This window comes from Candidatus Pelagibacter sp. HIMB1505 (assembly GCF_052047915.1).
Taxonomy (GTDB): domain Bacteria; phylum Pseudomonadota; class Alphaproteobacteria; order Pelagibacterales; family Pelagibacteraceae; genus Pelagibacter; species Pelagibacter communis_A.
Window position 1 is genome coordinate 523,195 of sequence record NZ_JBNAIR010000001.1, and the last position, 26,995, is coordinate 550,189.

Sequence of the window (26,995 nt, forward strand, 5' to 3'; positions counted from 1 at the left end):
ATGACAATTAACTTTAAAGCACCAGAGATCAAAGAACTGCAACCAAGACTATTAGTAGTTGGAGTTGGAGGAGCAGGCGGAAATGCAATTAATGAAATGATCGAAAATAATTTGCAAGGAGTTGAGTTTATAGCAGTTAATACTGATGCTCAGGATTTAAAATTAAGTAAAGCAAAAACTAGAATTCAATTAGGATTAAATTTAACTAAAGGATTAGGTGCTGGAGCTAAACATGATATCGGTCAAGCCGCAGCTGATGAATCTTTAAATGAAATTGTAAACACTCTACAAGGTGCTAACATGGTTTTTATTGCTGCTGGAATGGGTGGTGGGACAGGAACTGGTGCAGCACATGTCATAGCTAGAGCAGCTAAAGAGTTAAATATTTTAACAGTTGGTGTTGTAACACTACCGTTTTTATATGAAGGACCTTCAAGAATGAGAAGAGCACAACAAGGTCTTGAGGAATTAAGAAAACATGTAGATACAATTATTGTAATTCCTAACCAAAACTTATTTAAAATTGCTAACGAACAAACAACATTTGAAGAGTCGTTTAATCTTTCAAATAACGTTTTAATGCATGGTGTTCAAAGTATTACAGATTTAATGGTAAGACCTGGTTTAATTAATCTTGATTTTGCTGATGTCGAAACTGTTATGGCTTCAATGGGTAAAGCAATGATGGGTACAGGTGAGGCTGAAGGTGAAGGAAGAGCAATTAAAGCTGCAGAGATGGCAGTAAGCAATCCTTTGATTGATGATTATACATTAAAAGGTGCAAAGGGTTTACTAGTAAACATTACTGGCGGCAAAGATCTTAAACTTTTTGAAGTTGATGAAGCTGTAAATAAAGTGAGAGCTGAAGTTGATCCTGAAGCAGAACTAATAATAGGTGCAATAACCGACTCTGAGCTTGATGGTAAAATGAGGGTTTCAATTGTTGCGACATCATTAGATGGTCAACAACCTGAAACCAAATCAGTTATAAACATGGTTCACAGAATACAAAATAGAAACCCAGGTTATTCAGATTTTTCTAATGTTGGACCAACTGCATCATTTAATTTCACCACAAGTAGTTCAAGTCCAGTTTCTCATGGCGCAAACGCTTTAAAACTTGAAAATGAAGTAACCCCAGATACGGCTAACCAACAAGCTATTAAAGAAGAAGTTAATCAAGTCAATCATCAATACCATGAAGAACTTCTAAAAAATCAAGAAGTTGAAAATACTATTGAAGAGACTTCAAATGAGCAGGAAATTTCATTTACTGAAGAAGCTACAAGTGAAGAAAATTCTACAATTGAACAAGAAATTAAAAATGACTTAAGCGAGTTTGGAGTAGAGTCTGATGCTCCAGATTTATTCAACAATGATAGTGATACTTTAAATTCAAATGAATTGTTGTCTACAGAAAGCAATGATGAACAGGAAGATGATTTAGAGATACCAGCATTTTTAAGAAGACAAAAGAATTAATGGTCTTCAAAAAAATAAATGGAAGCCACCATAGTATCTGATGATGTAAAACATTATCCAGTACTGCTAAAAGAAATTATTAGCGTTATTACCCCTCAACATGGTGGCACATTTATTGATTGTACTTTTGGACAAGGCGGATACACAAAAGAAATTCTAAAACATAAAAACACAAAAGTACTTGCACTTGATAGAGATATCGAAAGCAAAAAAAAAGCTGATCAAATAGAAGAAAAATATCCAGATCGTTTTCATTTCAAAAACTTAAAATTCAGCAAGCTTAATAATTTAAAATTAAAGAATGAAAATATAAAAGGAATTATATTTGATTTAGGTTATTCTTTAACTCAAATAAAAGATCCAAAAAAACGGCTATCATTTAATTCATTAGGAGAACTCAATATGATGATGGGCCTTAATGAATTTTCTGCAAATGATGCAATCAATAAATTAAACAAAGAAGACATTGAAAAAATTTTAAAATTTTTTGGTGATGAAAAAGATGCAAAAATAATTTCTAAAAATATTATTAAATTTAGGGAAAATAAACACATTAACACTGAAGATTTTGTAAATATTATTGAAAGATCAAAACGAAAAAAAAATTTTAAAGTTCATAGCGCAACAAAATCTTTCCAAGCTTTAAGAATATTCGTAAATAAAGAGATTAGTGAACTAATATACGGTTTGATAAATTCTGTTAAGATTTTAAAAAAAGATGGTGTCTTGGCTGTAGTAACTTTTCATTCATTAGAGGATAAAATAGTTAAATATTTTTTTAAAAGTTTATCGGAGAACAAAAGTGTTTCAAGGTATGAGCCAAAGGTTGATCAAAAAGAGTTATTTTTTTTAATGCCTCACAAAAAACCAATTACTCCAACAGATCAAGAAATTAGTGAAAACCAATCCTCAAGATCAGCTAAATTGAGATATATCATTAAAAATAAGGAAACTTATGAAATACAAACAGACATATTAGATAAATTTTCCAACTTGATCGAAATTGAAAATCTAGGTTCGAGTTTATGATGAAGTTCTTAATTTTTGGGTTGATGCTTTCTTTAATTATTAGCACCTCATTAATAAAAAACTCAACAAGAGATTTAGATGAGCAAATTTATTCAATTCAGGAAAATTTATTATTTTTAGAAGAAAGATTCAAAGACTCTAAGTTAGAGTTTAATTATTTGAGTTCTTCTGAAAAATTACTTGAATACCAACGATTATATTTTGAAAATGCACTCATAAAAAAAACTCTTGCAGACCTTAAAATTTTAAAAGTTACTGATAATGGAATAATTACAGACGATCTTAAAATCTTAGGCAAAAAATGAATAATCAAAATAGATTTGTAATATATGAAAATGAAGATCAATTTGATTTTGATAAAAATGATAAAAAAATTAATATAAAATTTAATCGTATTGCTTTTATATTTTTTGTTTTTTTTGTTATCTCAATAATTTACTCTATTCACTTAATACATCTTGGATCAAGAGGATTTAATAGTGAAAATAGTAATAAAAATAAAATTTATAATAAGTTAAAAAGAGCAGATATTGTTGATAGAAACGGTAATTTTTTAGCAAAAACAGTAAGTTCTATTGATATTGGAATTAACCCAGTTGAAATAATTGATCAAAAGAAATTATTACTAAATTTAGGAATTATTTTTCCAAATAAAGATTATCAATTAATAAAATCAAAGTTCGACAAAAATAAGTTTTTTTGGTTTGAAAAAAAAATCTCTGATGTAAACTATGAAAAGTTAATGCTACTGGGAGATAAATCCATTAAACCAGAAGAAAAACTCACTAGAGTTTACCCACAAAAAAATTTGTTTAGCCATATTATTGGACAAATTGACAATGATAATAATGGAATTTCAGGACTTGAAAAATCTTTAGATAAAAAATTAAAAGAAAATAAAGATATTATACAGCTCACTTTAGATACAAACATTCAATTTCTAATTAGGGAAGAATTACTTAAATATAATCAAATTTTTAATACTAAAGGAAGTGCCGCAATTTTAATGGATGTGAATAATGGTGAAATTATATCCTTAGTATCTGTTCCAGATTTTGACCCAAATCTACGAGAAAATATCATAGATGTTAATTATATTAATAGAGCAACTAAAGGTGTTTATGAATTTGGATCAGTATTTAAAACTTTCACAATGGCAGCTGCATTTAATGAAAAAATTTTTGAACCAGAAAGTGAATTTATCAATTTACCAAATTCAATAACATGTGCTGGGTTTCCAATAAGTGAATATGATAAAGATATTCCTTCAAATTTAACTCTTGAACAAATTCTGGTGCGTTCTGGAAATATTGGCTCAGTTCGAATTGGCCAAGAGATAGGTGAAGAAAAATTTAGATCTTTTTTGGAAAAAATTGGAATAACTGGATCAATAGATTTTGATATAGAGGAAGTGGGTGTTCCAATAAAATTTAATTGGGGAAAATGTCCATTAGCTACAGCTTCTTTTGGACATGGAATTACAACCACATTATTGCAAGTTGTTAAGGCATATTCAATAATTTCAAATGGTGGTTATAATGTTAAACCAACTCTTATAAAAAACAATGAGGTTATTGAGAAAAAACAAATACTGGATGATAATGTTTCTAAAAAAATATTACCAATTTTAAGAAAAATAGTTTCTACTAAAGAAGGAACAGCAAAATTAGCCAATGTAGATGGCTATGAAATTGGCGGCAAAACAGGGACAGCTAATAAAATTATTGACGGAACGTATTCAAATAAAAAAGTAAATACATTTGTTTCAATATTTCCAACTTCTAAACCAAAATTTGTTTTAGCGGTAATGCTAGATGAGTCTCAAAACAATAAAAATTATGTATACGAGTATAGAGATGGTTCAAATTTTAAATTAAAAGGAAGTCCTAGAAATACAGCTGGCTGGACTACTGTTGAAGTTGCAGGTCATATAATTGATAAGATTGGGCCTATTTTAGCCACAAAATATAATGAAATTAACTAAAGATGTATCTTGGAGATTTCATAAAAAATATTGGAAAAAAATATTCCAAGCTTGAATTTTCTGGCATAGCTTTTGATAGTAGAAAGGTTAAAAAAAATTATATCTTTTTTGCAATTAATGGAAATAAATTAAATGGTTATGATTATATCACCGATGCTATTAATAACGGTGCAAAAATTATAATTTCTGAAAAAAATATATATTTAAAAGAAAAAAATATCACTTCTATTACAAGTAATAATCCAAGAAAACTACTTTCAGAATTAACATATAAGTTTTTAATAAAAAAACCAAAAAAATTAGTTGCTGTAACCGGTACGAACGGAAAATCATCTGTGTCAGATTTTTATTATCAAATATTAAATTTAAATAAAAAAAAATCTGCATCAATAGGAACTATTGGTGTTCAGTTTGAAAATAAAAAAAAAGAAATAAGCAATACAACTCTTGATCCTATTAAATTAAAAGAAATAATAAACTATCTATTAAAAAAAAAGATAAATAATATAATCCTAGAAGCTTCAAGTCATGGTTTAAAGCAAAATAGATTAGATGGTTTGAATTTTGATATTGGTGTTTTTACAAATTTATCTCACGATCACATGGATTATCATAGAAATATCCGTGATTATCAAAATTCAAAATTATATTTATTTAAACAATTAATAAAAAAAAATGGTGTTATTATTACTGATGATGCAATTCCACAACATAAATTATTAAAAAAAATAGCAAAAAAAAATAAAATAAAGTTACTAACAGTTTTTAATCACAATTCCAATTTAGAATTACTTTCCCATAGATTTAATAACGGACAACAAATTCTAAGTCTTAGAATTAAGAATAAAAAAAAGATTATAAAATTTAAAATAAATTTAATTGGAAAAATTCAAATTAAAAATATTTTAATGGCCATGTTAGCTGCTGAAAGAAGTGGCATAAATTTAGTCTCCATGGCAAAATTAATGCACAAACTTAAGCCTGCCGAAGGTAGATTTGAAAATATTGGAAAGTTAAAAGACAATAGTAAGGTTATTTTGGATTATGCTCATACCCCAGATGCACTTAAAACGGTTTTAACCAGCATCAAACAACAATTTCCATATTCAAAAATCAGATTGGTCTTTGGTTGTGGTGGTGACAGAGACAAAATCAAAAGAGCCAAAATGGGTCTAATCGCTTCAAAATTTGCAGACGTTATTTATTTAACTGACGATAATCCAAGAAGAGAAAATCCTAAGATAATTCGAAAACAAATAGTTAAGGGAATTAAACAAAAGAAAAAATTAATTGAGATTTCAAGTAGAAAAATAGCAATTGCAAGATGTATCAACGATCTTCAAAGTGGTGAAATTGCAATTATAGCAGGCAAGGGTCACGAAAAGACCCAAGAATATAAAGATAAGAAATTTTATTTTTCTGATCGAGAAGAAATTTTAAATTTCATAAACATTAAAAATAAAAAATTATTTAATGATCTTAGGTTAAATATTATTCAAGAAAAAACAAAATTATTACCCGAAAAGCTTAAGATTAAAAAAATATCAATTAATTCTAAAGATTTAAACAAAAATGATATTTTTTTTGCAATCAAAGGAAAAAAAATTGATGGAAGCAAGTTTATTAATGAAGCTTACGCAAAAAAATCATCTTTGATAATTACTCATAGATTGGTTAAAGCCATACCTTTATCTAAACAAGTACTAGTAAATGATACTCTTAATTTTTTAACAAAGTGTGCAACAGATTATAGAAAAAATATAAATTCAAATATAATTGGAATTACAGGTAGTTGTGGCAAAACCACTTTAAAAGAATTACTTGGTAAAAGTTTAGCCAAAATTACTAAAACATATTTTTCACCAAAATCATTCAATAATAAATTTGGTGTTCCTTTAAGTTTATTAAATTTAAAACAAAATATAAATTTTGGAGTATTTGAAATTGGAATGGATAGAAAAGGAGAGATAGACTATTTATCTAAAATTTTAAAACCCAATTTGGGAATTATTACAAATATCAGCTATGCTCATTCTAAGAATTTTAGAAATATTAGGGGTATTGCAAATGCAAAATCTGAATTAATTGATAATATAACTAATAACGGAAGTGTTATTCTAAATAAAGACGATCAATTCAATAATTTTTTAAAAAATAAATCTAAGAAAAAAAATTTAAAAATCTATGAATTTAGTCTTAATAGAAATAATAAATGTTATGCAACTTTTGATAAAATTTTGAAGATTAACAATGGATATCAAATTTTTTTTAAAATTGGATCATTAAAAAAATTTTTTTATTCAAACAACAATTCTAAAAATCATATTCAAAATTTATTAGCAACATTAACAGCAATTAGTCTGTTCTTTAATATAGAAAAAATTTCAAATAGAATTTTTTTAGATTATAAAGTGCCAGAGGGAAGAGGTGATTTATCTAAATTAGAATTAAACAAAAAGATTATTAATCTTATTGATGAAAGTTATAATTCTAATCCATTATCACTAAAAACATCATTGACTAATTTTGCGAATGTTCATTCAAAAAATAGTTTAAAACATGTATTACTTGGAGACATGTTGGAACTTGGACGAAACTCATCTAGTCACCACAAATCAATATCAAAGCTAATTAATAAATTGAATATTCACAAAGTTCATGTTTATGGAAAAGATATAAAAGATACCTACCAGGGTGTAGTGAAACATAAGAAAGGTTTAATATTAGAAAATCTTATCGATTTTGAAAATTTTATTAAAAAAACACTGAATTCAGAGGATTATTTAATGATTAAAGGATCTAATTCCACTGGCCTGTACAAAAAAACCCAATTATTAAAGCTAGATAATCGTTATGGTTTATAATTTTTTACTAGAAATTGTAGATATTTTTAGTTTTTTAAATGTTTTTAAATATATCACATTTAGAACTGGTTTAGCAGTTTTTACATCATTAATACTAGTTTTAATTATTGGTGGACCATTTATTAGAATGGTCTCAAAAAAAAAAATTGTTAACCCAATTAGAGAAGACGGTCCCGCAGATCATATCATAAAAAAGATAGGCACACCTACGATGGGTGGATTGGTTATATTAATAGGTATAATTGTTTCGGTACTTATGTGGTCAGATTTGACCAATATTTATATTTTATTTTTATTGTATATCTTAATTTCTCTTGGGTTGTTGGGTGCACTAGATGACTATAAAAAAATTACTAATCAAAATTCATCTGGTATCTCATTTAAATTTAAATTTTTTAGTCAAATTATTTTATCTGTGATTGGGATAAGTTTTTTGACATACTATTTAAACTATCAAGAGTTAACTAATCTATATTTTCCTTTTTTTAAAGATTTAGCAATTAATCTTGGATGGTTTTTTATTCCATTTTCAGTTTTTATAATAGTTGGGGCTTCTAATGCTGTAAATTTAACTGATGGGCTAGATGGACTTGCAACTGTTCCAGTTATCCTAGTTGCGGCTTGTTTTGCTTTTATAAGTTATGTAGCAGGTAATATAATTTTTTCTGAATATTTACAAATAACTTATATAGAGGGTACTGGTGAAATTTCTATTTTTTGTGGAGCAATAATTGGTTCGTGTTTAGGATTTTTATGGTTTAACGCACCACCAGCAAAAATTTTTATGGGTGATACAGGCTCATTATCTTTAGGTGGTTCATTGGGTGCAATAGGAATCATAACAAAACATGAAATAGTTTTAGCAATTACAGGTGGTCTTTTTGTTTTAGAAGCCGTATCAGTTATAGTCCAGGTTGTTTCTTTTAAATTAACAGGAAAAAGAGTTTTTAGGATGGCACCAATACATCATCATTATGAAAAAAAAGGATGGCCAGAGTCAACTGTTGTAATTAGATTTTGGATCATTTCAATAATATTAGCATTAATTGGATTGGCTACCCTTAAGTTGAGATAATGAGTAATAACTCGAATATCTTTAAAAATAAAAAAATTTTAGTATATGGTTTAGGTAAAAGTGGTATTTCAACTTTTAATTTTTTAAAGAAATATAATGAAGTTTTTTTATTTGATGATTATCAAAAAAAAAATTTACCAAGCAATGTAAAAAAAAATATTATTTCACAAAAAAAAATAGATAAGATTAAATTTGATTTAATTATATTAAGCCCAGGTATTGACATTAATAAATGTAATCTAAAAAAGTTTTTACATAAAAATTTAGGAATTATTTATACAGATTTTGATATTTTTTATTCATTTAATAAAAATACCTGTATCACTGTCACAGGCACAAATGGCAAATCCACCACTTGCAAATTACTTTTTGATTTACTTAAAAGTCAAAAATTTGATGTTAAACTTGTTGGTAATATAGGGTACCCAATTTTATCAGCCAAAAAGATAAAAAAAACATCAATTTTTGTAATTGAAGCATCTTCTTATCAATTAGAATATAGCAAGCTGTTTAGATCAAAATATTCAATAATAACAAATATTTCTCCTGATCATTTAGAGCGACATCGAAATTTAAAAAATTATATTTCGGCAAAATTTAAACTTTTTAAAAACCAAGATAAAAATTCTATAGGACTTGTCCCAAAACATAATCCTTTAATCCAATCTGTATTACAGAAAAAAAAATTTAATGGAAAAATTATAAAGGTTAATAATGATATAGATAAAAACTTACTCAATTTATTTGATAATCAATATTTTTTATCGAATTCAAATAAAGAAAATTTGAGCTTTGTTATTAAGTTAGCCAAAATTTTTAAAATTAAAAAGACAAATTTAATTAATACAGTAAATAAGTTTAAAGGTTTAGATTATCGTCAACAAATTATTTTTAATAAGAAAGATATTTTGGTTATAAATGATTCTAAATCTACCAGTTATTCTGCATCAATAGAAATGTTAAAAAGTAAAAAAAAAATTTATTGGCTTATTGGAGGAATTCCTAAAAAAGGTGATCAGTTTAAATTATCTAGAAAATTTTATCAAAATATCAAAGGATACATCTTTGGGATAAATTATAGTAAATTTGTAAATGATTTAAAAAATAAAATTAATTTAAAAAGATATATCAGTTTATCAAAAGCATTAGATACAGTGTTTCAAGATATGAAAAATGATGATAGTCCAAAAAAAGTAGTCTTATTTAGCCCTTCAGCAGCTTCGTTTGATAGTTTTAATAACTTTGAAGAACGAGGCAAATATTTCAATAAACTGATAAAAAAATATTTATGATCAGTAAATTTTTTAGTTTTTTTTACTTTTATCAGTGGTGGAAGAATTTAGATAAATTTATTCTATCAATTGTTATAACTCTTTTTATAACTGGATTGTTTTTTTCATTAGTATCCACTTCGTTAATTGCTTCAGATAAATTGAATACAAACAGTTATTTCTTTTTTTTTAAACATTTAATTTTTGTTATTTTAGGATTATTAATAATTTTTATATTTTCTTATTTAGATCAAGACAGTTTATTCAGAATTTCAATTTATATTTTCTTTTTTTCTCTTATGCTTTTAATACTTGTCCCATTAATTGGAGTTAATGTGAAGGGATCTAAAAGATGGTTAGATCTTTTTATTTTACCAAGAATACAACCTATTGAATTTGTTAAGCCATTTTTTATAATAATTATGGGATTAATTATTTCAAATAAACAAATTTCAAGCTTTACTCTTAAGTTTTTTGCTACTTTTTTGATTACTTCTTCAATTGCAATTTTATTAATTATACAGCCAGACTTAGGGCAAACATTGCTGATTGCAATTAGTTGGACATTGTTAATATTTATTTCTGGTATAAACCTTCTTACGTTAAGTTTGTTGTCAATAGTTGGTTTGTCATTATTGTTATATCTTGTTTTTTATGTGCCAAAATTTTTATATATAAAAAATAGAATACTTTCTTTTTTTGACAAAGAAACTGGCTCTTATAACTTTCAATCTGACAAAGCTATCGACTCAATAACAAGTGGTGGTTTTTTTGGGAAAGGTATTGGAGAGGGTACTCTTAAAAATCTAGTTCCAGAGGCTCATACCGACTATATAATTTCAGTAATTTCGGAGGAATTTGGTATAATAGCTATAATATTGATATTGATTTTATTTCTAACGTTCATTTTTTCAGTATTAAAAAAAGTAGAAAAAATAAATGATAATAAAGTTAAATTAATACTTGTTGGTTCTATTAGTTTAATACTATTTCAAGCAATGATACACATCGGTGTAAATATTCGATTATTTCCTACCACTGGTATGACATTGCCGTTTTTAAGTTATGGGGGATCATCAATTATTAGTGTTTCATTACTCTCAGGAATTATCTTAAATTTGACAAAAAGAAAAGTTGAAATCTAATAGTGAAGAAAATCCTTATAACAACTGGTGGCTCAGGGGGTCATGTTATTCCAGCTAAGATTATTTATGAGCATTTAAGTAATGATTTTGATATTTTTTTTTCAACTGATTTAAGAGGATTGAAATTTTTCTCATCTAAAAATTATATAATAGAAATTATTAATACACCAAAAATTAACTTTAATATTTTTTTTCCAATAAATTTGATAAAGCTAATTTATCTGGTTGCTAAATCAATTATTTTTTTAAAAAAAAAAAAAATAGATAAAATAATTTCTATAGGTGGATACATGTCTATACCTGTAATCATTAGCTCAAAGATTTTAGGATTAACAATTATTTTGATAGAACCAAATATGGTTTTAGGTAGAGGTAATAGATTTTTTTTAAATTTTGCTAAAAAAATATTATGCTATTCAGATAATATTTATAATTTTCCAAAAAAACATATTCATAAAATAGAATTAATTAAGCCTCTCGTTTCAAAAAATTTTTATGATTTAAGAATAGATAAAAACTCAAATGATAAATTTTGTTTTTTAATTGTAGGTGGTAGCCAAGGTGCAAAAATATTTGATGAATTAATAAAAGAGGTAATTTTTGATATTTCAAAAAAATTTTCCATAAAAATTATTCAGCAAACAAGTAGAGAAAATATTGGTAATTTAAAAAAATTTTATGATGATAGAAATATTGAAAATCAAATTTTTAATTTTGAGGAAAAATTCCATGAACTAATTAATTTTTCTGATATATGCATTACAAGAGCTGGAGCCTCATCGCTTGCAGAAATGTCTTTGTTAAATAAACCTTTTATAGCAATACCACTTCCTTCAGCAAAAGATGATCATCAACTAAAAAATGCTAATTATTATGAAGCCAAAGGATGTTGTTGGGTCTTAGATCAAAAAACACTTTCTCATAACAAATTATTAGAATTCCTTTTAAATTTACTGAAAAATAAATCAGAATTATTTGATAAAAAATCAAATTTAGAAAAATTAAATTACAATAATTCTTGGCTTGATATAAACCAGAAGTTAGTAAGAGTTATCAATGAAAATTAAAATCGCAAAAAAAGAAATTATACATTTTATTGGAATTGGTGGAATAGGAATGAGCGGACTATCTTTGATAATGAATAGCCAAGGCTTTAAAGTACAGGGAAGTGATATAAATATTAATAAAAATATAGAAAGACTAAAAAAAGAGAAAATTAAATTTTTTTTGGGTCAGTCAAAAAAAAATTTAAATAAAGCTACAATTGCAGTTGTTTCTTCAGCAATCAAAAAAGACAATCCTGAATTCATTGAAGCTAAAAGAAGAAATATACCAATTATTAAAAGAGGTGAAATGTTGGCCAATTTAGTTTCTCTCATGAAAAATATCGTAGTGGTGGGTTCTCATGGTAAGACAACAACAACATCACTCCTTGCGACTATATTTCAAGAAACAAAAATTGATCCCACAATAATTAATGGTGGAGTTATAAATGCCATAAAGAATACCGCAAAACTCGGGACAAGTGATTGGTCTATTTTGGAAGCTGATGAGTCTGATGGAAGTTTCATCCATATCTCGCCAACATATGCAATTATTACTAATATTGATCGTGAACATATGGATTTTTATAAATCTATGAATGAATTAAAAGATTATTTCTCAAGATTTGTAAATAAGGTCCCATCATTTGGTAAATCATTTATATGTAGTGATGATAAAATTAATAATGAGTTAATTAAATCTTTAAAAAATAAAAATTTTTATACATACGGTCAAAAAAATGGCTCTGATTTAAGAATTATAAACATAAAACAAAATAAATTTAATTCTCAATTTGATATTAATATTAATTTTTCAAATGAAAAAAGCCAGATCATTAAGAATATAAAGATACCCTTATTAGGAATTCATAATATTCGAAACGCTGTTGGAGCAATCGGAGTAGCATTGTCTCTTGGTATTCCTGTGAAAAATATTAAAAAAGGTCTAAAAAATTTTAAAGGTGTAGAGAGAAGGTTTAATAAAATTTTTACCTATAACAATATCGATATCTATGATGATTATGCACACCACCCAACAGAAATTAAAGTTGTTTTAGAAGGTATAAAAAAAGTTTTTAATACACATGAAAAAATATGTATTTTTCAACCACACAGAATATCAAGACTAAAAGATTTGAAAAAAGAATTTTCTTTAGCATTTAAAGATGCTGACACTGTCATTTTATGTCCAATCTATACTGCCGGTGAAAAAATCAAATTAGGTTTTAGTTATGATAGTTTTGCAAAATTATTAATCAAAAACTCTAAGGTTAAATTATTAATGATAGAAAATAAGTTTCAACTAGCAAAATATTTAAAAAATAACATGTATGGAAAAAAATTAATCGTAGGAATGGGTGCAGGATCTATTTCTTCCTGGATTAGAGATTTACCCAAATTAATTAAATGAAAACTAACGAATTAAAAAAGATACTTAAAGAGTTTGAAGAAAGCATTATATACAACGCAGATTTAAAAAAAAAAAATTGGTTTAACATTGGTGGTAAGACAAAAGTTTTTTTTAAAGCGAATGAACTTAAAGATCTTGTAAAATTTTTAAAAATTTTAAATAACAAAGAAAAAATTCATGTAATAGGCGCAGGATCAAATACTTTAATTACCGATGGAATTTTTGATGGAGTAGTGATTAAACTCGGTAAGAATTTTAATAGGTTGTCTATTTTAAATTCAGACGTGATTATTTCAGGAACAGCTGTGTATGATAAAAAATTATCTGAATTTGCTGCAGTTAATGGTCTTAGTGGATTTGAGTTCCTTTTTTGTATACCAGGCACAGTTGGTGGTGCAATCAAAATGAACGCAGGATGTTTTGGAGCAGAAATTAAAGATATATTAATTTCAGTACAAGCTTTAGATAAAAAAGGAAACATAATTACAATACCAGCAAAAGAGATTAAATTTGAATATAGACGTAACAATTTATCAGAGGATCTAATATTTTTAAGTGCGTCTTTTAAAGGTGCAAAAAAAGACTCAGAGCAAATAAAAGAAAATATGCTTAAATTGAAAAATAAAAAAGAGTTAAATCAACCAACTAAGATCAAAACTAGTGGAAGTACTTTTAAAAATCCAATTAATAAGACTAACAAAAAAGCTTGGGAGTTAATAAAAGAGTCAGTTTCGAATGATTTAAAATTTGGTGGCGCATGTATTTCAAAAAAACACTCAAATTTTTTTATTAATACAGGTAATGCCACATTTGAAGATATGAAAAATTTAATTAATTTTGTAGAAAAAAGTGTATTCAGTAAAACAGGAATTCAATTAGAAAAAGAAATAAAAATTTTAGAAAATTGAAAAAAAAAATATTAGTAATTTCTGGCGGATTTTCTAAGGAGCGTGAAATAAGTATTCAGACTGGAATACAAGTAGCCAGAGAATTAAAAAAAAATGGATATATAGTTAAAGTTTGTGAACCAAATAATGAGATATATAAAATAGTTGAAAAATTTAAACCTAATAAGATATTCAATGCTCTGCATGGACAGTTTGGAGAAGATGGATATTTTCAAACAATCTTAGAAAATATTGGAATTCCTTATACTCATTCTGGAGTTGAAGCATCAGCTAAAGCGATGGATAAAGAGGTGTCAAAAAAATTATTTATAAAAAATAAAATTTTAACTCCTAGATATATTAAATTTGATTTTGACAGACCCTACTCAAAATTACAAAACCAAATAGAGAGCAGTTTTGGATTTCCAGTAGTAATCAAACCTATTGCCGAAGGATCAAGTGTAGATGTTTTTATATGTAACAAATTAAATTTTAAGAAAAAAATTAAGTTACTTGAAAACTATAAGAAAATTTTAATCGAAGAATTTATACCCGGTAGAGAGATTCAAGCGGCTATTTTATGTAAAAAAAAACTAGGTGCGATTGAACTTAAACCAAAAAGAAAATTTTATGATTATCAAGCAAAGTATGACTCCAAAGCAAAAACTGAGCATATAATTCCAGTAAATATTAATGAAAAGGACTCAAACATACTAATGAATATTTCATTAAGAGCACATAATTTATTAGGTTGTAGAGGTGTAACTAGGTCTGACTTTAAATTTTTTAATAATAAATTTTATTTATTAGAAATTAATACACAGCCAGGAATGACCAAACTTTCTTTAGTGCCAGAAATATGTGCGCACAAAGGAATTAGTTTCATTAAACTAATTGAACTATTGTTGAATGATGCATCAACGAACAAATAGAAAAATAATTATTTATTTATTCTTATTTGCAATTTTGGCTTCTGTTAATAATTTTAAATATATAAACTTACAATTATTTAAAATTGATCTCATAAACGTTTCAGGTTTAGATTATTCAGAAAATACAAATTTATATGAAAAAATTAAAAAATATAAAAGGAAAAATATTTTTTTTATAGATAATTTAGAAATTTCAAAAAATATAAATTCAAATAATTTTGTTGAGAAGTTTTGGATATTTAAAAAATATCCATCTACTTTAAACATCAATCTTATTAAAACTAATTTTTTAGGAATTACTAAGGTTAATAATATTGATTATTTAATTGGATCTAATGGAAAATTAATTCAAAAAAGAAATGATCAATTAATTGATTTACCTTTTGTTTTTGGCAGTCCAGAAGCTAGTGTTTATTTGAATTTAATTGAAATTTTAGATCAATCTAATTTTAATGTAAGAAAAATAGAAAACTTTTATTACTTTAAATCAAATAGATGGGATATTAAAACTGAAAACGGTTTAATTATTCGTTTACCATCTGAATTAAATGTTAATTTATTAAATAAAGTGAAAAAAATTATCGAAAATAAAAATTTTAAAAATGTCAAAACATTAGATTTTCGACAAACAAATCAAATTATTACTTATGAGTAAAGATCTAGATAATAAATATTTTATTATCTTAAATAGTAATGAAATTATTTTCAGTTGTCTAAATAATGAAAATAAAATTTCTTTTACAAAAAAACATATTTTAAAAAATGGTCTAAATAATCAATTTATAGAATTAGAAAATTTTTTTATTGAAAATCTAATAGAGATTGAAAAAAGTTTAAAAGATTTCATAAAAAATATTTATTTAATTTTTGACACAGGTAATAGCTTAAGTGTTGATCTTTCTACTAAAAGTAATTTTGAGTCAAAGCCAATTAATAAAAAAAAAATAAATGATATATTGAATTCCCTTAAAAATGAGTTTTCTAAATATACTAATGAACAAAAAATAATTCACATGGCAATTAGCAAATCTTTAGTTGATGGAAAAGAAAAAGATTTATCACTTATTGATGATGATTTTAAAAATTTAATTTTAGAACTTAAATTTGAATGTTTGAAAAATCAGACTGTTCATATTGTAAAAAAAATATTTTCAAATTATCAAATTTTAGTCGAAAGAATCTTAATAGCTGATTATTTAAGACAAAATATTAATTATAAAAAAGATAAAGATGACATTGTTTACTTGGCAAATAAATTTCTAAGTAGTAGAAATAATGAAGAAATATTTTTTACTCAAAAAAGACTTGTAAAACAGGGTTTTTTTGAGAGATTCCTTAATTTTTTTTGTTAGCTTTGTATTTTCTCGTAATATTTGTTGTTTTTTCTATTAAATTGAAAAATATTATTAGTATTTTCAGATGACAATTCTAACTCAAAAGACAATTAAAGATTCAATTAAATTTCAGGGTATTGGCTTACATAGTGGTAAAATAGTAAATTTATGCCTTAGGGGTTCTGAGCCGAATACCGGAATAGTTTTTAAAAGAGTTGATTTAAAAAATAATAATTTGGTTTATCCAAATTTTAATAATGTTACTAATACGTCCTTAAATACTACAATATCTAATCAATTTGGAATTAAAGTTTCTACCATTGAACACTTGATGGGTGCATTATTTGGATTAGGTATCGATAATATATTAATTGAAATAGATAACGAAGAAGTTCCAATTTTGGATGGGTCTGCTTCAGAATTTATAAAAAAAATTTTATCAGCTGGTATAAAAAAGAGTGACCAACCAATTAAAATTATCAAGATAAATAAAAAAGTTGAATTTAAAGATGGAGAAAGATTTGCAAGTATATCGCCTTCAAAAATAAGTTTGGATATAGACTTTGAGTTAAAATATAAAAATAGTTTAATAGGTAATCAAAGAAATAAAGTAAATGTCTATGAAAATGATCTTTCAGAAATTTTAAATTCTAGAACATTCTGCTTATATGAGGACATTGAGGCAATTAAAAAAATTGGTTTAGCAAAAGGTGGATCATTAGATAACGCTATAGTAGTTAAAGATGATATAGTTTTAAATAAAGAGGGTCTGAGAAACCCGTTAGAATTTGTTAATCATAAGATTTTAGATTGTATTGGCGATTTATTTACAAGTGGATATAGAATTATAGGTAATATGAAATGTATTCAAGGAGGTCATTATTTGACAAATCAATTATTAAGAAAAGTTTTTCAAAATGTTGAAAATTTTTCAATAATTGAAATTCAAGAAAGAAACCTTCCACATACACTTATAAACAAAAGTTTGCTAAGATCTATAGCATAATATTATTTAATCCTTATAATTTAAATTTATTTTATTGTATGAATAAAATTTACATAATTTTAATTTACCTAATGATTTTAAGTGGGTGTTCAAAAGATGAGGTGAAAGTTGTCAAGATTAAAGAAACACAACAGGATCTAGAAATGATATCTGCTTATAAAGAAGCTTATTTAGCCCTAAATCAGGGTGATCCTTATTTTTCAGCTAAAAAATTTCTCGAAGCAGAGTTACTTTATCCTCAATCTGATTGGGCACCGAAAGCAGCTTTGTTAGCATCTTATTCATATTATTTACAAAATTATTATCCTGAAGCATTATTAAATCTAGAAAGATACTTAATAACATATCCTTCAGATATAAATCATTCTTATGCTCATTATTTAATAGCCATGTGTTACTTTGAAACTATTGAAGATGAAAAAAGAGACTCTGCACCATTAATAAAAGCGAGAGATAAATTTAAGTATGTTGTAGAAAATTTTCCAAACACTGACTTTGCGATGGATTCAAAATTTAAGATAGATCTAATACAAGATATTATTGCTGCAAAAGAAATGTATTTAGGTAGACACTATATTAAAAAACAAAAATGGATAGCAGCAATTAATAGATTTAAAATAGTTGTGGAAGATTATGATACGACAGTTTTTGTTGAAGAGGCATTGCATAGATTAGTAGAAATTAATTATAAATTGGGATTAAAGGAAGAGTCACAAAAATATGCTAATCTTCTTGGCTACAATTATCTTTCAAGTGATTGGTATAAAAAATCTTATAAAGTTTTTAATAAAAGTTATAAAATAAGTGAAAAAAAAATTAATAATAAAGATAAGAGAGGTATCATAGAAAAATTTAAAAAACTCTTTAACTAAAATGAGTGATTTAGAAATAAAAAAAAAATACCTTAAAAAAATTAAATTAATTAATCACTATAATAAAAAATATTTTAATGAAAGTATATCAGAAATTACTGATGCTCAATATGACATTTTAAAAAAAGAAATAATATCTCTTGAAAAAAAATATCATTTTTTAAGTCATAAAGACTCACCATCTAAAAAAATTGGTTATAAACCCTCAAAAAGTTTTAAAAAGGTTCTGCACAGAGTTCCTATGCTGTCCTTAGGCAATGCATTTAATGAAGAAGATTTGATTAACTTTGAAAAAAAAATCCATAATTATTTAAATGATGATCAAAATATTATTGAATATAGTGTTGAACCTAAAATAGACGGAATATCAGCCTCATTAGTTTACAAAAATGGATTATTTGTTAAAGGATTATCACGGGGTGATGGTAAAGAAGGTGAGGATATAACAGAAAATTTAAAAACAATTAAAGACATTCCAAAAAAAATTAGTCACAAAAATTTTCCATCAGAAATTGATATAAGAGGTGAAATATTTATACAAAATAGTGATTTTGTTTTATTAAGTGAAAAATTTGCAAATCCAAGAAATGCAGCCTCAGGTTCTCTAAGGCAAAAAAATCCTGAGCAAACAAAAAAGATACCATTGAAATTTATTGCATATACTTATGGTTTTGAAAAAGGATTAAATTTAGATAAACAAAGTGAATTTCTGAATAATTTATCACAATGGGGTTTTAGAACTAATCCATATAATAAAGTTTTAAAACAAACTAAAAATCTAATGAAAAATTATTATGATATTGAAAAGAAAAGAAGTGAAATTGACTTTGATATTGATGGAATAGTTTATAAAGTAAATGATTTTAATCTTCAAAGTAGATTAGGTTATGTTGCTAATGCACCAAGATGGGCAATTGCACATAAATTTTCTTCAAACAAAGGTATTTCAAAAATTTTAGATATTGAAATTCAAGTTGGAAGAACAGGTGCTCTTACACCTGTTGCCAAAATAAAACCAATAAACATTGGAGGAGTTTTGGTATCAAATGTAAGCCTACATAATGAAGATGAAATAGATAGAAAAGATATAAGGATAAATGATTATGTGGTTGTTGAAAGAGCTGGTGATGTAATTCCACATATAGTTTCGGTTGAAATTAATAAGAGAAGTAATGATACAAAAAAATTTCTATTTCCAAATATATGCCCTTCTTGTGGCTCAAGGACTATAAAGGAATACAACAATATTACTAAAAAAAAGGATGCGGTAAGGAGATGTTCGAGTGAGGGCTTTGAATGTGAAAAGGTTGCTATTGAAAAAATTAAACATTTTGTTTCTAAAGAAGCCTTCAATATAGATGGTTTTGGAAAAAAAATAGTTGAAAAATTCTGGGATTTAAAGCTTGTTCGTTATCCGCAAGATATTTTTAAACTAGATTATAGCAAAATAGAAAAGCTAGATGGGTGGGGAGATTTATCTGTCAATAATTTAAAATACTCTATAGATCAAAAGAAAAAAATTTCTTTAGATAGATTTATTTATGCGCTAGGCATTAGACATATTGGTATTGAAACTGCCAAACTTATTTCAAGACATGTCAAAACTTCAAAAAATTTTTTAAACCTTCAAAATGATAGTACTTTAACTGAAATTGAAAATATTGATGGAATTGGTGAGACACAAATTCAATCTATAAAAAGTTTTTTTTCACTAAAAATTAATAGACTTATCCTTAAAGAGTTAGATCAGGTACTTCAAATTGAATCCTTAAAAAAAATTACAAATGATGGATTATTAAAAGGTAAAACTTTTATGTTTACAGGTAAACTTTTGAACATAAGTAGATCTGAAGCTAAAAATCTAATTGAAAAGAATTCTGGATCCCTAGTAAGTAATGTATCAAAAAGATTAGATTTTTTAATAATTGGTGAAAAGCCCACAAAAAGAAAAGTTGAAAGTGCAAAAGAACTTAAAATAAAAATTATTACTCAATCTGAATGGATGAAAATGTTAAATTTGACTAGCTAACCATTTTTTTTCTTGTTTATTTAAGTAAGGTGAAATTTTTGAGTAAACTTCCATATGATATTTAAAAAGATAATTTTTTTCTTTTTGAGTAAGTTTACTAAAATTTATTAAATCTTTTTCAATAGGAGCAAGAGTCAAGTTTTCAAAATAAAAATTTCTATTAGTTTTTTTAGCATAAACTAGATTTTCTATTCTTATTCCAAATTTATTTTCCTCATAATATCCTGGTTCATTACTTATTATCATGCCTGGTTTTATTTTAATTGAATTATATTTAGAAATTCCTTGAGGGCCTTCGTGAACATTTAAAAAATAACCTACACCATGTCCGGTGCCATGACCGTAGTCTAAACCTTTATTTCTTAAGAATTTCCTGGCATTAATATCAATTTTTTTTCCAATATTAATTTTATTAAGGTTAGTAGTTGCAACAGCTATATGGCCTTTAAGCACATCAGTAAAAATATTTTTTACTTTTGAACTTTGTCTTGAAAAGCAAATGGTCCTTGTAACATCTGTTGTTCCGTAATTATATTGTCCTCCTGAGTCACATAAGAATATGTCTTTGGGCTTAATTACTCTGGTGTTATTTTTTTTAGCCCTATAATGAACGATTGCAGCGTTTGGTCCAGTGCCAGCTATTGTGTTAAAACTTGGAAATATATAATTTTTATTTTTTTTTCTAAATGTTTCTAATTTATTTTGTGCATCAACCTCTGTTATTTTTTTTTTATTTATATTTTTTATCCAAAACAAAAATTTTGTTAGCGCCACCCCATCTTGAATATGTGTTTTAATGGTGTTGTCGATTTCAACCTTATTTTTGATCGATTTTAGATAATAAATTGGATCATTTTTTTTAAAAACTTTAAATTTTTTTGAAAAAAGTTCTTCAAATTTTAATGAGCAAGACTTTATATCTAATAAGATTCTTGAACCTGATAATCTCTCATTAATCTTATAGAATTCTTTAGGTTCTAATATTTGATTGATGTTTATAATTTTTTTTTTTATTAAAATCTTTAATTTTTCTTTTGGAGCTATTAGAATTCTTTTTCTATTACGGCTTATTAGTAAATGTGAATTTGGAATAGGGCTTGTTGGACTATCTTTGCCTCTAATATTTAGTAGCCAGGCTACATTTTCAGGAGCTGAAACGAATATATGATCAAGTTTATTTTTTTTTAAAAATTCAATTATGATGTTAATTTTCTCTAAATGGCTTTGGCCAACTATTTGTTTATCAAGTGGGTAAAATTTATTAATTTTTGATTTTTTATATTTTATAATCTTATCTATAAGATTTTCTTTTATTACTTTAATATTTTTTCTTGGAAAAATTTTCTTAATTTGTTCACTAGTAAATAGAGCAGGGTCAAAACCGATTGTAAGATTTTTTATTTCCTTAAAATCAAATATTTTTTCATAATCACAAATTTCAAACACTTTTTTACTCTCAATTTTAGCTTGTATCGTGTATCTACTGTCTACAAATAAATAATTTTTATTTTTTAAAATTATCGCATATCCAGCTGAACCAGTAAAATTTGTAATTTTTTTCAGTCTATCTTTATTGGCATGTTCAGAAAAAAATTCATCATTTTTAGGAATGATATATCCGTCTATGCTATGTGTATTAAATAATACTCTAAGCTTTCTTATTAAATTTTTCATTTAATTCTTTTTTGATATCTTATCCAACCAGGACTTCTGACGCTATCTTGACTGTCAATTTCAAAATCTTGATTAAATTCAAAGTCTTCAATTTCATTTTTATCCTCTTCAAAAACAGAATTTTTTTCCAAATAATCACTTGGTAATTCATCAATAAATCTTGATGCCATGCTGTCGATCCAGTCCCCTTGATAAAACCTATTCATTGAGAACGATATTAATGCTTTTTTTTTAGCTCTAGTAACTCCAACGTAGGCAAGTCTTCTTTCCTCTTCTAGTCCATTTTGTCCTTTCTCCTCAATAGATTTTTGGTGCGGAAATAAACCCTCTTCCCATCCTGGAAGAAAAACAACATCAAATTCAAGTCCTTTTGCTGCGTGCATAGTCATCATGTTTACTTTTTGACCTTCCCAGTCCTGATCAATTGCAGTTGCAAGGGAAACATGTTCTAAAAAACTCTCAAGATTATCAAATTCCTTCATTGCACTTAGTAATTCTTTTATATTTTCAAGACGATTTTCATTTTCAACATCTTTTTTATTTTTTAACATTGCCGAATAACCAGACTCATCTAAAATTATTTGTAACAACTTTACATGGTTAATTTTTTTTATTTCCAAATCATTTCTCCATTTTGAAAGAGAATTTAAAAATATCGAAAGTCCCATCTTAGTTTTTGGTTTTATCAAGTTTAGCTCAATCATTTTTCTTGAGGCAAACTCAAGGTTGGTAGATTCTTTTTTAGCGAATTCATGTATTTGTTTAATTGTGTTGTCTCCAATAGATCTTTTTGGATTATTCACAATCCTTTCAAAAGCTAAATCATCTCTATGTTGGTGAATTATTCTTAGATAAGCGACACAATCTTTAATTTCTGCTCTTTCATAAAATTTTGTTCCTCCTAATATCCTGTACGGTAATCCGATTTTTAAAAATCTTTCTTCGAATTCTCTTGTTTGAAATATAGCTCTTACAAGGATAGCAATATTGTTTAATGAATATTTTTTTTTAATTTTTTCAATCTCATCTGAGACACCAATTGCTTCATCTTTTCCATTTTTATAACAATTTAAATTAATTAAATCACCCTCTTCCATTGTTGTTTTTAATGTTTTGCCAACCCGATTTTGATTATTGGATATTAAATGTGAGGCAACAGATAAGATATTTTGTGTAGATCTATAATTTTGTTCTAGTCTGATTACTTTTGTGTTTTCATAAATTTGATCAAATTCTAAAAAATTTTTAATTTCTGCTCCGCGCCAGCTATAAATTGATTGATCATCATCTCCAACACAACAAAGATTTTTGTTTTTCTCAGCTAATAAATTTAACCATCTACTTTGTATGTAATTAGTATCCTGATATTCATCTACTAAAATATATTTAAAATTTCTTGAATATATTTCTCTTATGTCTGCATTCTTTTCTAGAATTTTAACTACATGTAAAATTAGATCACCAAAATCACAGGCATTTAAGTCACTAAGCTTTTGTTGATAAATTTTGTAAACAGGTAATATAGTTTTTTCATAAATATCTTTATTATTAACAATTACCTCATTAGGATATTGTCCTTTGTTCTTCCATCTATCCATTATCGCAAGAATATATCTTGGAGCTAGTTGTTTGATGTCTATATTTTCGGCTTTACAGATATTTTTAACTAATCTTATTTGATCATCTGAATCTATAATAGTGAAATTTGAATTAAGATTTACTGCACTTGCGTGCTTTCTTAATAATTTAGCACATATTGAGTGAAAAGTACCCAACCAAGACAATCCAGTTGCACTTGCTCCAAGTATTGAGCTTACTCTTGTTTGCATTTCTTTAGCAGCTTTATTAGTAAAGGTGACAGCTAAAATTTGATTAGGGTATGCTTTTTTTTCTTTAATAATGTGGGCTATTCTGCTTGTTAAAACCTTGGTTTTACCTGATCCAGCACCAGCTACTATTAATAAGGGTCCGTTCAAATAAGTAACAGCATCTGTTTGAGCTTCATTCAGGTTTTTAAGATAATCTGCGTTTACCATTTTATTTATTTATTTATAAGAACTACCTAATGTTTAAAAAAAATATTTTTATCAAAAAAGTCTCCGAATTATTATTATCAATTAACAACAGAATAGAAAGTTTTTTTAACTTAATTAAAGACACAAAATTAAATAAAAAAAAATTTTTTAATTTTTGGAATAAATATTTTGATAAAAAATTATTTATACCGTCAATAATAATAGTTTTTGGAGTATTTATATATTTTTTAATACCAGCCTATTATGACAAAAATGAAATTAAAAATCAGATAAAAAATCAAATATTTGAAAAATACAATATTTCCATTAAATTTGATAAAGAGTTAGAATACGCTTTATTTCCAAAACCTCATTTTCTTATAGAAGAAGTCAAAATAGAATCTGGGTCTAAAATTATTTCAAATTCAAAAAAAGCCAGATTTTATATATCAAGTAAAAATAACTTAAAGTTTGATTTGATTAAAATAAATAAATTATTTTTTTTAGAAACTGATTTTAGAATAAATAGTTCAAATTTTAAATTTTTTATAGATTTATTAAGTAATAAAAATTTTAATCATGAATTAAAATTTATAAAGAACCAAATTTTTTATTTGGACCAAAATAATGAAGTAATTTTTTTTTCTAATTCAAAAACAATTGATTATTTTAATCAAGAAAGTTTATTAAATAAATTAAATGCAAAATTAGAAATTTTTAATTTACCTTTAAATTTAAAAATATCTCACGATATTCTTAATAGAAATTTTTTTAATGAAATCGAAATTGATAAATTAGGAATTAACATTGAAAATAATTTAAAATATAAAGATAAAGACATAGAAGGTTTAATTAATTTAAAGTTTATCAACAAAAATAATTTAATTAATTATAGTATAAAAAATGATAATTTTATTTTTAATTTTGAGGATCAACAAATTGAAGGTAAAGTAAATATTAAACCATTTTTTCTTTCATCAAGTTTAAAAGTTGAAAATATTAATTTAAAAGATTTATTTAATAAAAATTCAATTTTAGTAAATTTGTTAAAAACTGAAATTTTTAATAATAAAAATCTTAATGGTAAATTAGATATTCAAATTGAAGGTTTTAATGATCTTACACACATTGACTCAGTTAAATTTGATATCCTTTTGGAAGAGGGAGAAATATTAATTTCAAATTTAATTTTTATTTTTAAAGATAATGCAATTTTTAATTTTAAAAGTGTTAATGTTAGTATTGACGAAAATAAATTAAAATTTATTGGTGATCTTTCTATAGATTTTACTGATATTCAGAGTTTTTATAATCATTTTCAAATTGTGAGGAATTATAGAAAAAATATCAGTCAAATTAATTCAAATTTTATTTTTAATTTTGATGATGAGACATTTACGCTGAATGAATTAAAAATTGTTGGAATTGATAAAAAAATTTCTGATGAGTATTTGAGCCGATTTAATTCAGATAAACAAAATATTTTTAATAAAATAGTATTTAGAAATAAAGTTAGAGATTTTTTTGAAATACTTAGTTTGGACTAATCATTTTCTTCGGATCAACAATTTTTTTGTAATCCTTTTCATTTATTAACCCTGTATTTAGTGCCTCTTTTTTTAAAGTAGTGCCATTTTTTAGAGCTGTTTTTGCTATTTTAGCAGCGTTATCATATCCGATGTGAGGAGCTAAAGCCGTTACTAACATTAAAGAATTATCTAGATGGTTTTGAATTTTTTTTTTATCTGCTTTAATTCCTTTAACACAATATAAAGCAAAGTTTTTTGTACTATCAGCAATGAGATCAATTGACTGGAGTATATTATGTGCAATCATTGGTTTAAAAACATTCAGTTCAAAATGACCATGACTTCCAGCAATTGTTACACCGCTATGATTGCCAATTACTTGCGCACAAACCATTGTTACAGCTTCACATTGAGTAGGGTTAACCTTTCCTGGCATAATTGATGAACCTGGTTCATTTTCAGGTAAAATTAATTCTCCATATCCTGCTCTTGGTCCAGACCCTAAAAACCTAATATCATTTGAAATTTTCATTAAAGCAACTGCGCAAGTGTTTAAAGAACCTGAAAAGTTAACAATAGCATCATGTGCTGCAAGCTCTGAAAATTTATTTTCAGCAGGTTTAAATGGAATTTTAGTAAATTTTTTTATTTCACTTACTATTTTTTTGTCAAAATTTTTTCTTGAATTAATACCTGTGCCAACAGCAGTTCCACCTTGTGCTAAATAAAAAATTTCTTTTAAAGCAATTTCAATTCGATGAATAGATTTTTTCAATTGTGAATGATATCCAGAAAACTCTTGTCCTAAAGAAAGAGGAGTGGCATCTTGTAAATGAGTCCTTCCAATTTTGATTATATTTCTAAATTCAATTGATTTTTTTTTTAACTCTTTTTCTAAAATCTTTAAATTAGGCAACAGTTTTTTTAATGTTTCAGTAGCAACCGAAATGTGCATTGCTGTTGGAAATACATCATTAGTGGATTGTGATTTATTAACATGATCATTTGGATGCACAGGTTTTTTAGTCCCTTTTTTACCACCTAAAATTTCAATGGCTCTATTTGCAATTACTTCGTTGACATTCATATTAGTTTGAGTGCCCGAACCAGTTTGCCAAACTTTTAAGGGGAAATTATCATCAAGTTTTCCTTTTATAACTTCATCTGAAGCTTTAATAATAGCTTTTGTAATTTTATTATTTATTTGTCTATCTTTTGAATGAACTATAGCTGCTGATCTTTTGATTATTGCTATAGATTTAATTATTGAGATATTAACTAAAATTTTACCAATATTAAAAAATTTATTTGATCTTTGAGTTGAAGCTCCCCAGTATTTATCATTAGGTACATTAATTGACCCAATACTATCAAATTCTTTTCTTTGTTTCATTGATTAATTTCTAAATAATT

At 25.6% G+C, this 26,995-nt stretch carries 21 protein-coding genes; 18 read left to right on the plus strand and 3 right to left on the minus strand.

Features of this window, described 5'->3' with window-relative positions:
- The 17 genes from ftsZ (at position 1) to ligA (ending at position 20,364) form a co-directional block, all read left to right on the plus strand.
- Complete coding sequence (gene ftsZ / locus ACTTAU_RS02770; RefSeq protein WP_438305768.1) at positions 1 to 1,482, plus strand: cell division protein FtsZ; 1,482 nt, start codon at positions 1 to 3, stop codon at positions 1,480 to 1,482.
- 18 nt (positions 1,483 to 1,500) lie between these two features.
- On the plus strand, positions 1,501 to 2,511 hold the full coding sequence (gene rsmH / locus ACTTAU_RS02775; RefSeq protein WP_438305766.1) for a 16S rRNA (cytosine(1402)-N(4))-methyltransferase RsmH: 1,011 nt from the start codon (positions 1,501 to 1,503) through the stop codon (positions 2,509 to 2,511).
- 23 nt (positions 2,512 to 2,534) lie between these two features.
- Complete coding sequence (locus ACTTAU_RS02780; RefSeq protein WP_438305764.1) at positions 2,535 to 2,816, plus strand: cell division protein FtsL; 282 nt, start codon at positions 2,535 to 2,537, stop codon at positions 2,814 to 2,816.
- Entirely contained in the window at positions 2,813 to 4,495 is a 1,683-nt protein-coding gene (locus ACTTAU_RS02785) for a peptidoglycan D,D-transpeptidase FtsI family protein (RefSeq protein WP_438305762.1), read from the plus strand. The genes ACTTAU_RS02780 and ACTTAU_RS02785 overlap by 4 nt, the downstream gene beginning before the upstream one ends.
- A gap of 2 nt (positions 4,496 to 4,497) precedes the next feature.
- Complete coding sequence (locus ACTTAU_RS02790; RefSeq protein ID WP_438305760.1) at positions 4,498 to 7,359, plus strand: UDP-N-acetylmuramoyl-L-alanyl-D-glutamate--2,6-diaminopimelate ligase; 2,862 nt, start codon at positions 4,498 to 4,500, stop codon at positions 7,357 to 7,359.
- Positions 7,349 to 8,434, plus strand: coding sequence for a phospho-N-acetylmuramoyl-pentapeptide-transferase (gene mraY / locus ACTTAU_RS02795; protein WP_438305758.1), 1,086 nt, complete (start codon positions 7,349 to 7,351; stop codon positions 8,432 to 8,434). The genes ACTTAU_RS02790 and mraY overlap by 11 nt, the downstream gene beginning before the upstream one ends.
- Positions 8,434 to 9,726, plus strand: a complete 1,293-nt coding sequence (gene murD, locus ACTTAU_RS02800) for a UDP-N-acetylmuramoyl-L-alanine--D-glutamate ligase (RefSeq protein ID WP_438305757.1) — start codon at positions 8,434 to 8,436, stop codon at positions 9,724 to 9,726. The genes mraY and murD overlap by 1 nt, the downstream gene beginning before the upstream one ends.
- On the plus strand, positions 9,723 to 10,850 hold the full coding sequence (locus ACTTAU_RS02805) for an FtsW/RodA/SpoVE family cell cycle protein (protein ID WP_438305755.1): 1,128 nt from the start codon (positions 9,723 to 9,725) through the stop codon (positions 10,848 to 10,850). The genes murD and ACTTAU_RS02805 overlap by 4 nt, the downstream gene beginning before the upstream one ends.
- A 2-nt stretch (positions 10,851 to 10,852) precedes the next feature.
- A complete protein-coding gene (locus ACTTAU_RS02810) occupies positions 10,853 to 11,917 on the plus strand; it encodes a UDP-N-acetylglucosamine--N-acetylmuramyl-(pentapeptide) pyrophosphoryl-undecaprenol N-acetylglucosamine transferase (RefSeq protein ID WP_438305753.1) in 1,065 nt (354 codons plus the stop codon).
- Positions 11,907 to 13,304: a UDP-N-acetylmuramate--L-alanine ligase gene (murC, locus tag ACTTAU_RS02815; RefSeq protein WP_438305751.1), complete on the plus strand. Its 1,398-nt coding sequence runs from the start codon at positions 11,907 to 11,909 to the stop codon at positions 13,302 to 13,304. Before ACTTAU_RS02810 ends, murC begins: the two co-directional genes overlap by 11 nt.
- Entirely contained in the window at positions 13,301 to 14,212 is a 912-nt protein-coding gene (gene murB / locus ACTTAU_RS02820; protein ID WP_438305750.1) for a UDP-N-acetylmuramate dehydrogenase, read from the plus strand. Before murC ends, murB begins: the two co-directional genes overlap by 4 nt.
- On the plus strand, positions 14,209 to 15,123 hold the full coding sequence (locus ACTTAU_RS02825; protein ID WP_438305747.1) for a D-alanine--D-alanine ligase: 915 nt from the start codon (positions 14,209 to 14,211) through the stop codon (positions 15,121 to 15,123). The genes murB and ACTTAU_RS02825 overlap by 4 nt, the downstream gene beginning before the upstream one ends.
- Positions 15,104 to 15,778: a cell division protein FtsQ/DivIB gene (locus ACTTAU_RS02830; RefSeq protein WP_440632914.1), complete on the plus strand. Its 675-nt coding sequence runs from the start codon at positions 15,104 to 15,106 to the stop codon at positions 15,776 to 15,778. The genes ACTTAU_RS02825 and ACTTAU_RS02830 overlap by 20 nt, the downstream gene beginning before the upstream one ends.
- The gene (locus ACTTAU_RS02835) at positions 15,771 to 16,475 is read left to right on the plus strand and encodes a hypothetical protein (protein ID WP_438305743.1); all 705 of its coding nucleotides are present in this window, start codon (positions 15,771 to 15,773) and stop codon (positions 16,473 to 16,475) included. The genes ACTTAU_RS02830 and ACTTAU_RS02835 overlap by 8 nt, the downstream gene beginning before the upstream one ends.
- A 67-nt stretch (positions 16,476 to 16,542) precedes the next feature.
- The gene (gene lpxC / locus ACTTAU_RS02840; protein WP_438305742.1) at positions 16,543 to 17,463 is read left to right on the plus strand and encodes a UDP-3-O-acyl-N-acetylglucosamine deacetylase; all 921 of its coding nucleotides are present in this window, start codon (positions 16,543 to 16,545) and stop codon (positions 17,461 to 17,463) included.
- A gap of 38 nt (positions 17,464 to 17,501) precedes the next feature.
- Positions 17,502 to 18,335, plus strand: a complete 834-nt coding sequence (locus ACTTAU_RS02845) for an outer membrane protein assembly factor BamD (protein ID WP_438305739.1) — start codon at positions 17,502 to 17,504, stop codon at positions 18,333 to 18,335.
- A 1-nt stretch (position 18,336) separates the two neighbouring features.
- The gene (ligA, locus tag ACTTAU_RS02850) at positions 18,337 to 20,364 is read left to right on the plus strand and encodes an NAD-dependent DNA ligase LigA (RefSeq protein ID WP_438305737.1); all 2,028 of its coding nucleotides are present in this window, start codon (positions 18,337 to 18,339) and stop codon (positions 20,362 to 20,364) included.
- On the opposite strand, the gene ACTTAU_RS02855 is transcribed toward ligA, so the two are convergent.
- Complete coding sequence (locus ACTTAU_RS02855; protein WP_438305734.1) at positions 20,347 to 22,038, minus strand: aminopeptidase P family protein; 1,692 nt, start codon at positions 22,036 to 22,038, stop codon at positions 20,347 to 20,349. The two genes, ligA and ACTTAU_RS02855, sit on opposite strands and share 18 nt — an antisense overlap.
- Positions 22,035 to 24,074: an ATP-dependent helicase gene (locus ACTTAU_RS02860; RefSeq protein WP_438305732.1), complete on the minus strand. Its 2,040-nt coding sequence runs from the start codon at positions 24,072 to 24,074 to the stop codon at positions 22,035 to 22,037. Before ACTTAU_RS02860 ends, ACTTAU_RS02855 begins: the two co-directional genes overlap by 4 nt.
- A 29-nt stretch (positions 24,075 to 24,103) precedes the next feature.
- Between ACTTAU_RS02860 and ACTTAU_RS02865 the strand changes: the two genes are divergently transcribed.
- The gene (locus ACTTAU_RS02865; RefSeq protein ID WP_438305729.1) at positions 24,104 to 25,600 is read left to right on the plus strand and encodes a hypothetical protein; all 1,497 of its coding nucleotides are present in this window, start codon (positions 24,104 to 24,106) and stop codon (positions 25,598 to 25,600) included.
- Here the strand turns inward: ACTTAU_RS02865 and fumC are convergent.
- Positions 25,587 to 26,975, minus strand: coding sequence for a class II fumarate hydratase (fumC, locus tag ACTTAU_RS02870; protein WP_438305728.1), 1,389 nt, complete (start codon positions 26,973 to 26,975; stop codon positions 25,587 to 25,589). The genes ACTTAU_RS02865 and fumC overlap by 14 nt on opposite strands.
- Positions 26,976 to 26,995: the final 20 nt, after the last annotated feature.

Coding starts and splice junctions, on each gene's coding strand:
- ftsZ (WP_438305768.1), top strand. CDS start 1: ATGACAATTAACTTTAAAGCACCAGAGATCAAAGAACTGCAACCAAGA.
- rsmH (WP_438305766.1), top strand. CDS start 1,501: ATGGAAGCCACCATAGTATCTGATGATGTAAAACATTATCCAGTACTG.
- ACTTAU_RS02780 (WP_438305764.1), top strand. CDS start 2,535: ATGCTTTCTTTAATTATTAGCACCTCATTAATAAAAAACTCAACAAGA.
- ACTTAU_RS02785 (WP_438305762.1), top strand. CDS start 2,813: ATGAATAATCAAAATAGATTTGTAATATATGAAAATGAAGATCAATTT.
- ACTTAU_RS02790 (WP_438305760.1), top strand. CDS start 4,498: ATGTATCTTGGAGATTTCATAAAAAATATTGGAAAAAAATATTCCAAG.
- mraY (WP_438305758.1), top strand. CDS start 7,349: ATGGTTTATAATTTTTTACTAGAAATTGTAGATATTTTTAGTTTTTTA.
- murD (WP_438305757.1), top strand. CDS start 8,434: ATGAGTAATAACTCGAATATCTTTAAAAATAAAAAAATTTTAGTATAT.
- ACTTAU_RS02805 (WP_438305755.1), top strand. CDS start 9,723: ATGATCAGTAAATTTTTTAGTTTTTTTTACTTTTATCAGTGGTGGAAG.
- murC (WP_438305751.1), top strand. CDS start 11,907: ATGAAAATTAAAATCGCAAAAAAAGAAATTATACATTTTATTGGAATT.
- murB (WP_438305750.1), top strand. CDS start 13,301: ATGAAAACTAACGAATTAAAAAAGATACTTAAAGAGTTTGAAGAAAGC.
- ACTTAU_RS02830 (WP_440632914.1), top strand. CDS start 15,104: ATGCATCAACGAACAAATAGAAAAATAATTATTTATTTATTCTTATTT.
- ACTTAU_RS02835 (WP_438305743.1), top strand. CDS start 15,771: ATGAGTAAAGATCTAGATAATAAATATTTTATTATCTTAAATAGTAAT.
- lpxC (WP_438305742.1), top strand. CDS start 16,543: ATGACAATTCTAACTCAAAAGACAATTAAAGATTCAATTAAATTTCAG.
- ACTTAU_RS02845 (WP_438305739.1), top strand. CDS start 17,502: ATGAATAAAATTTACATAATTTTAATTTACCTAATGATTTTAAGTGGG.
- ligA (WP_438305737.1), top strand. CDS start 18,337: ATGAGTGATTTAGAAATAAAAAAAAAATACCTTAAAAAAATTAAATTA.
- ACTTAU_RS02855 (WP_438305734.1), bottom strand. CDS start 22,038: ATGAAAAATTTAATAAGAAAGCTTAGAGTATTATTTAATACACATAGC.
- ACTTAU_RS02860 (WP_438305732.1), bottom strand. CDS start 24,074: ATGGTAAACGCAGATTATCTTAAAAACCTGAATGAAGCTCAAACAGAT.
- ACTTAU_RS02865 (WP_438305729.1), top strand. CDS start 24,104: ATGTTTAAAAAAAATATTTTTATCAAAAAAGTCTCCGAATTATTATTA.
- fumC (WP_438305728.1), bottom strand. CDS start 26,975: ATGAAACAAAGAAAAGAATTTGATAGTATTGGGTCAATTAATGTACCT.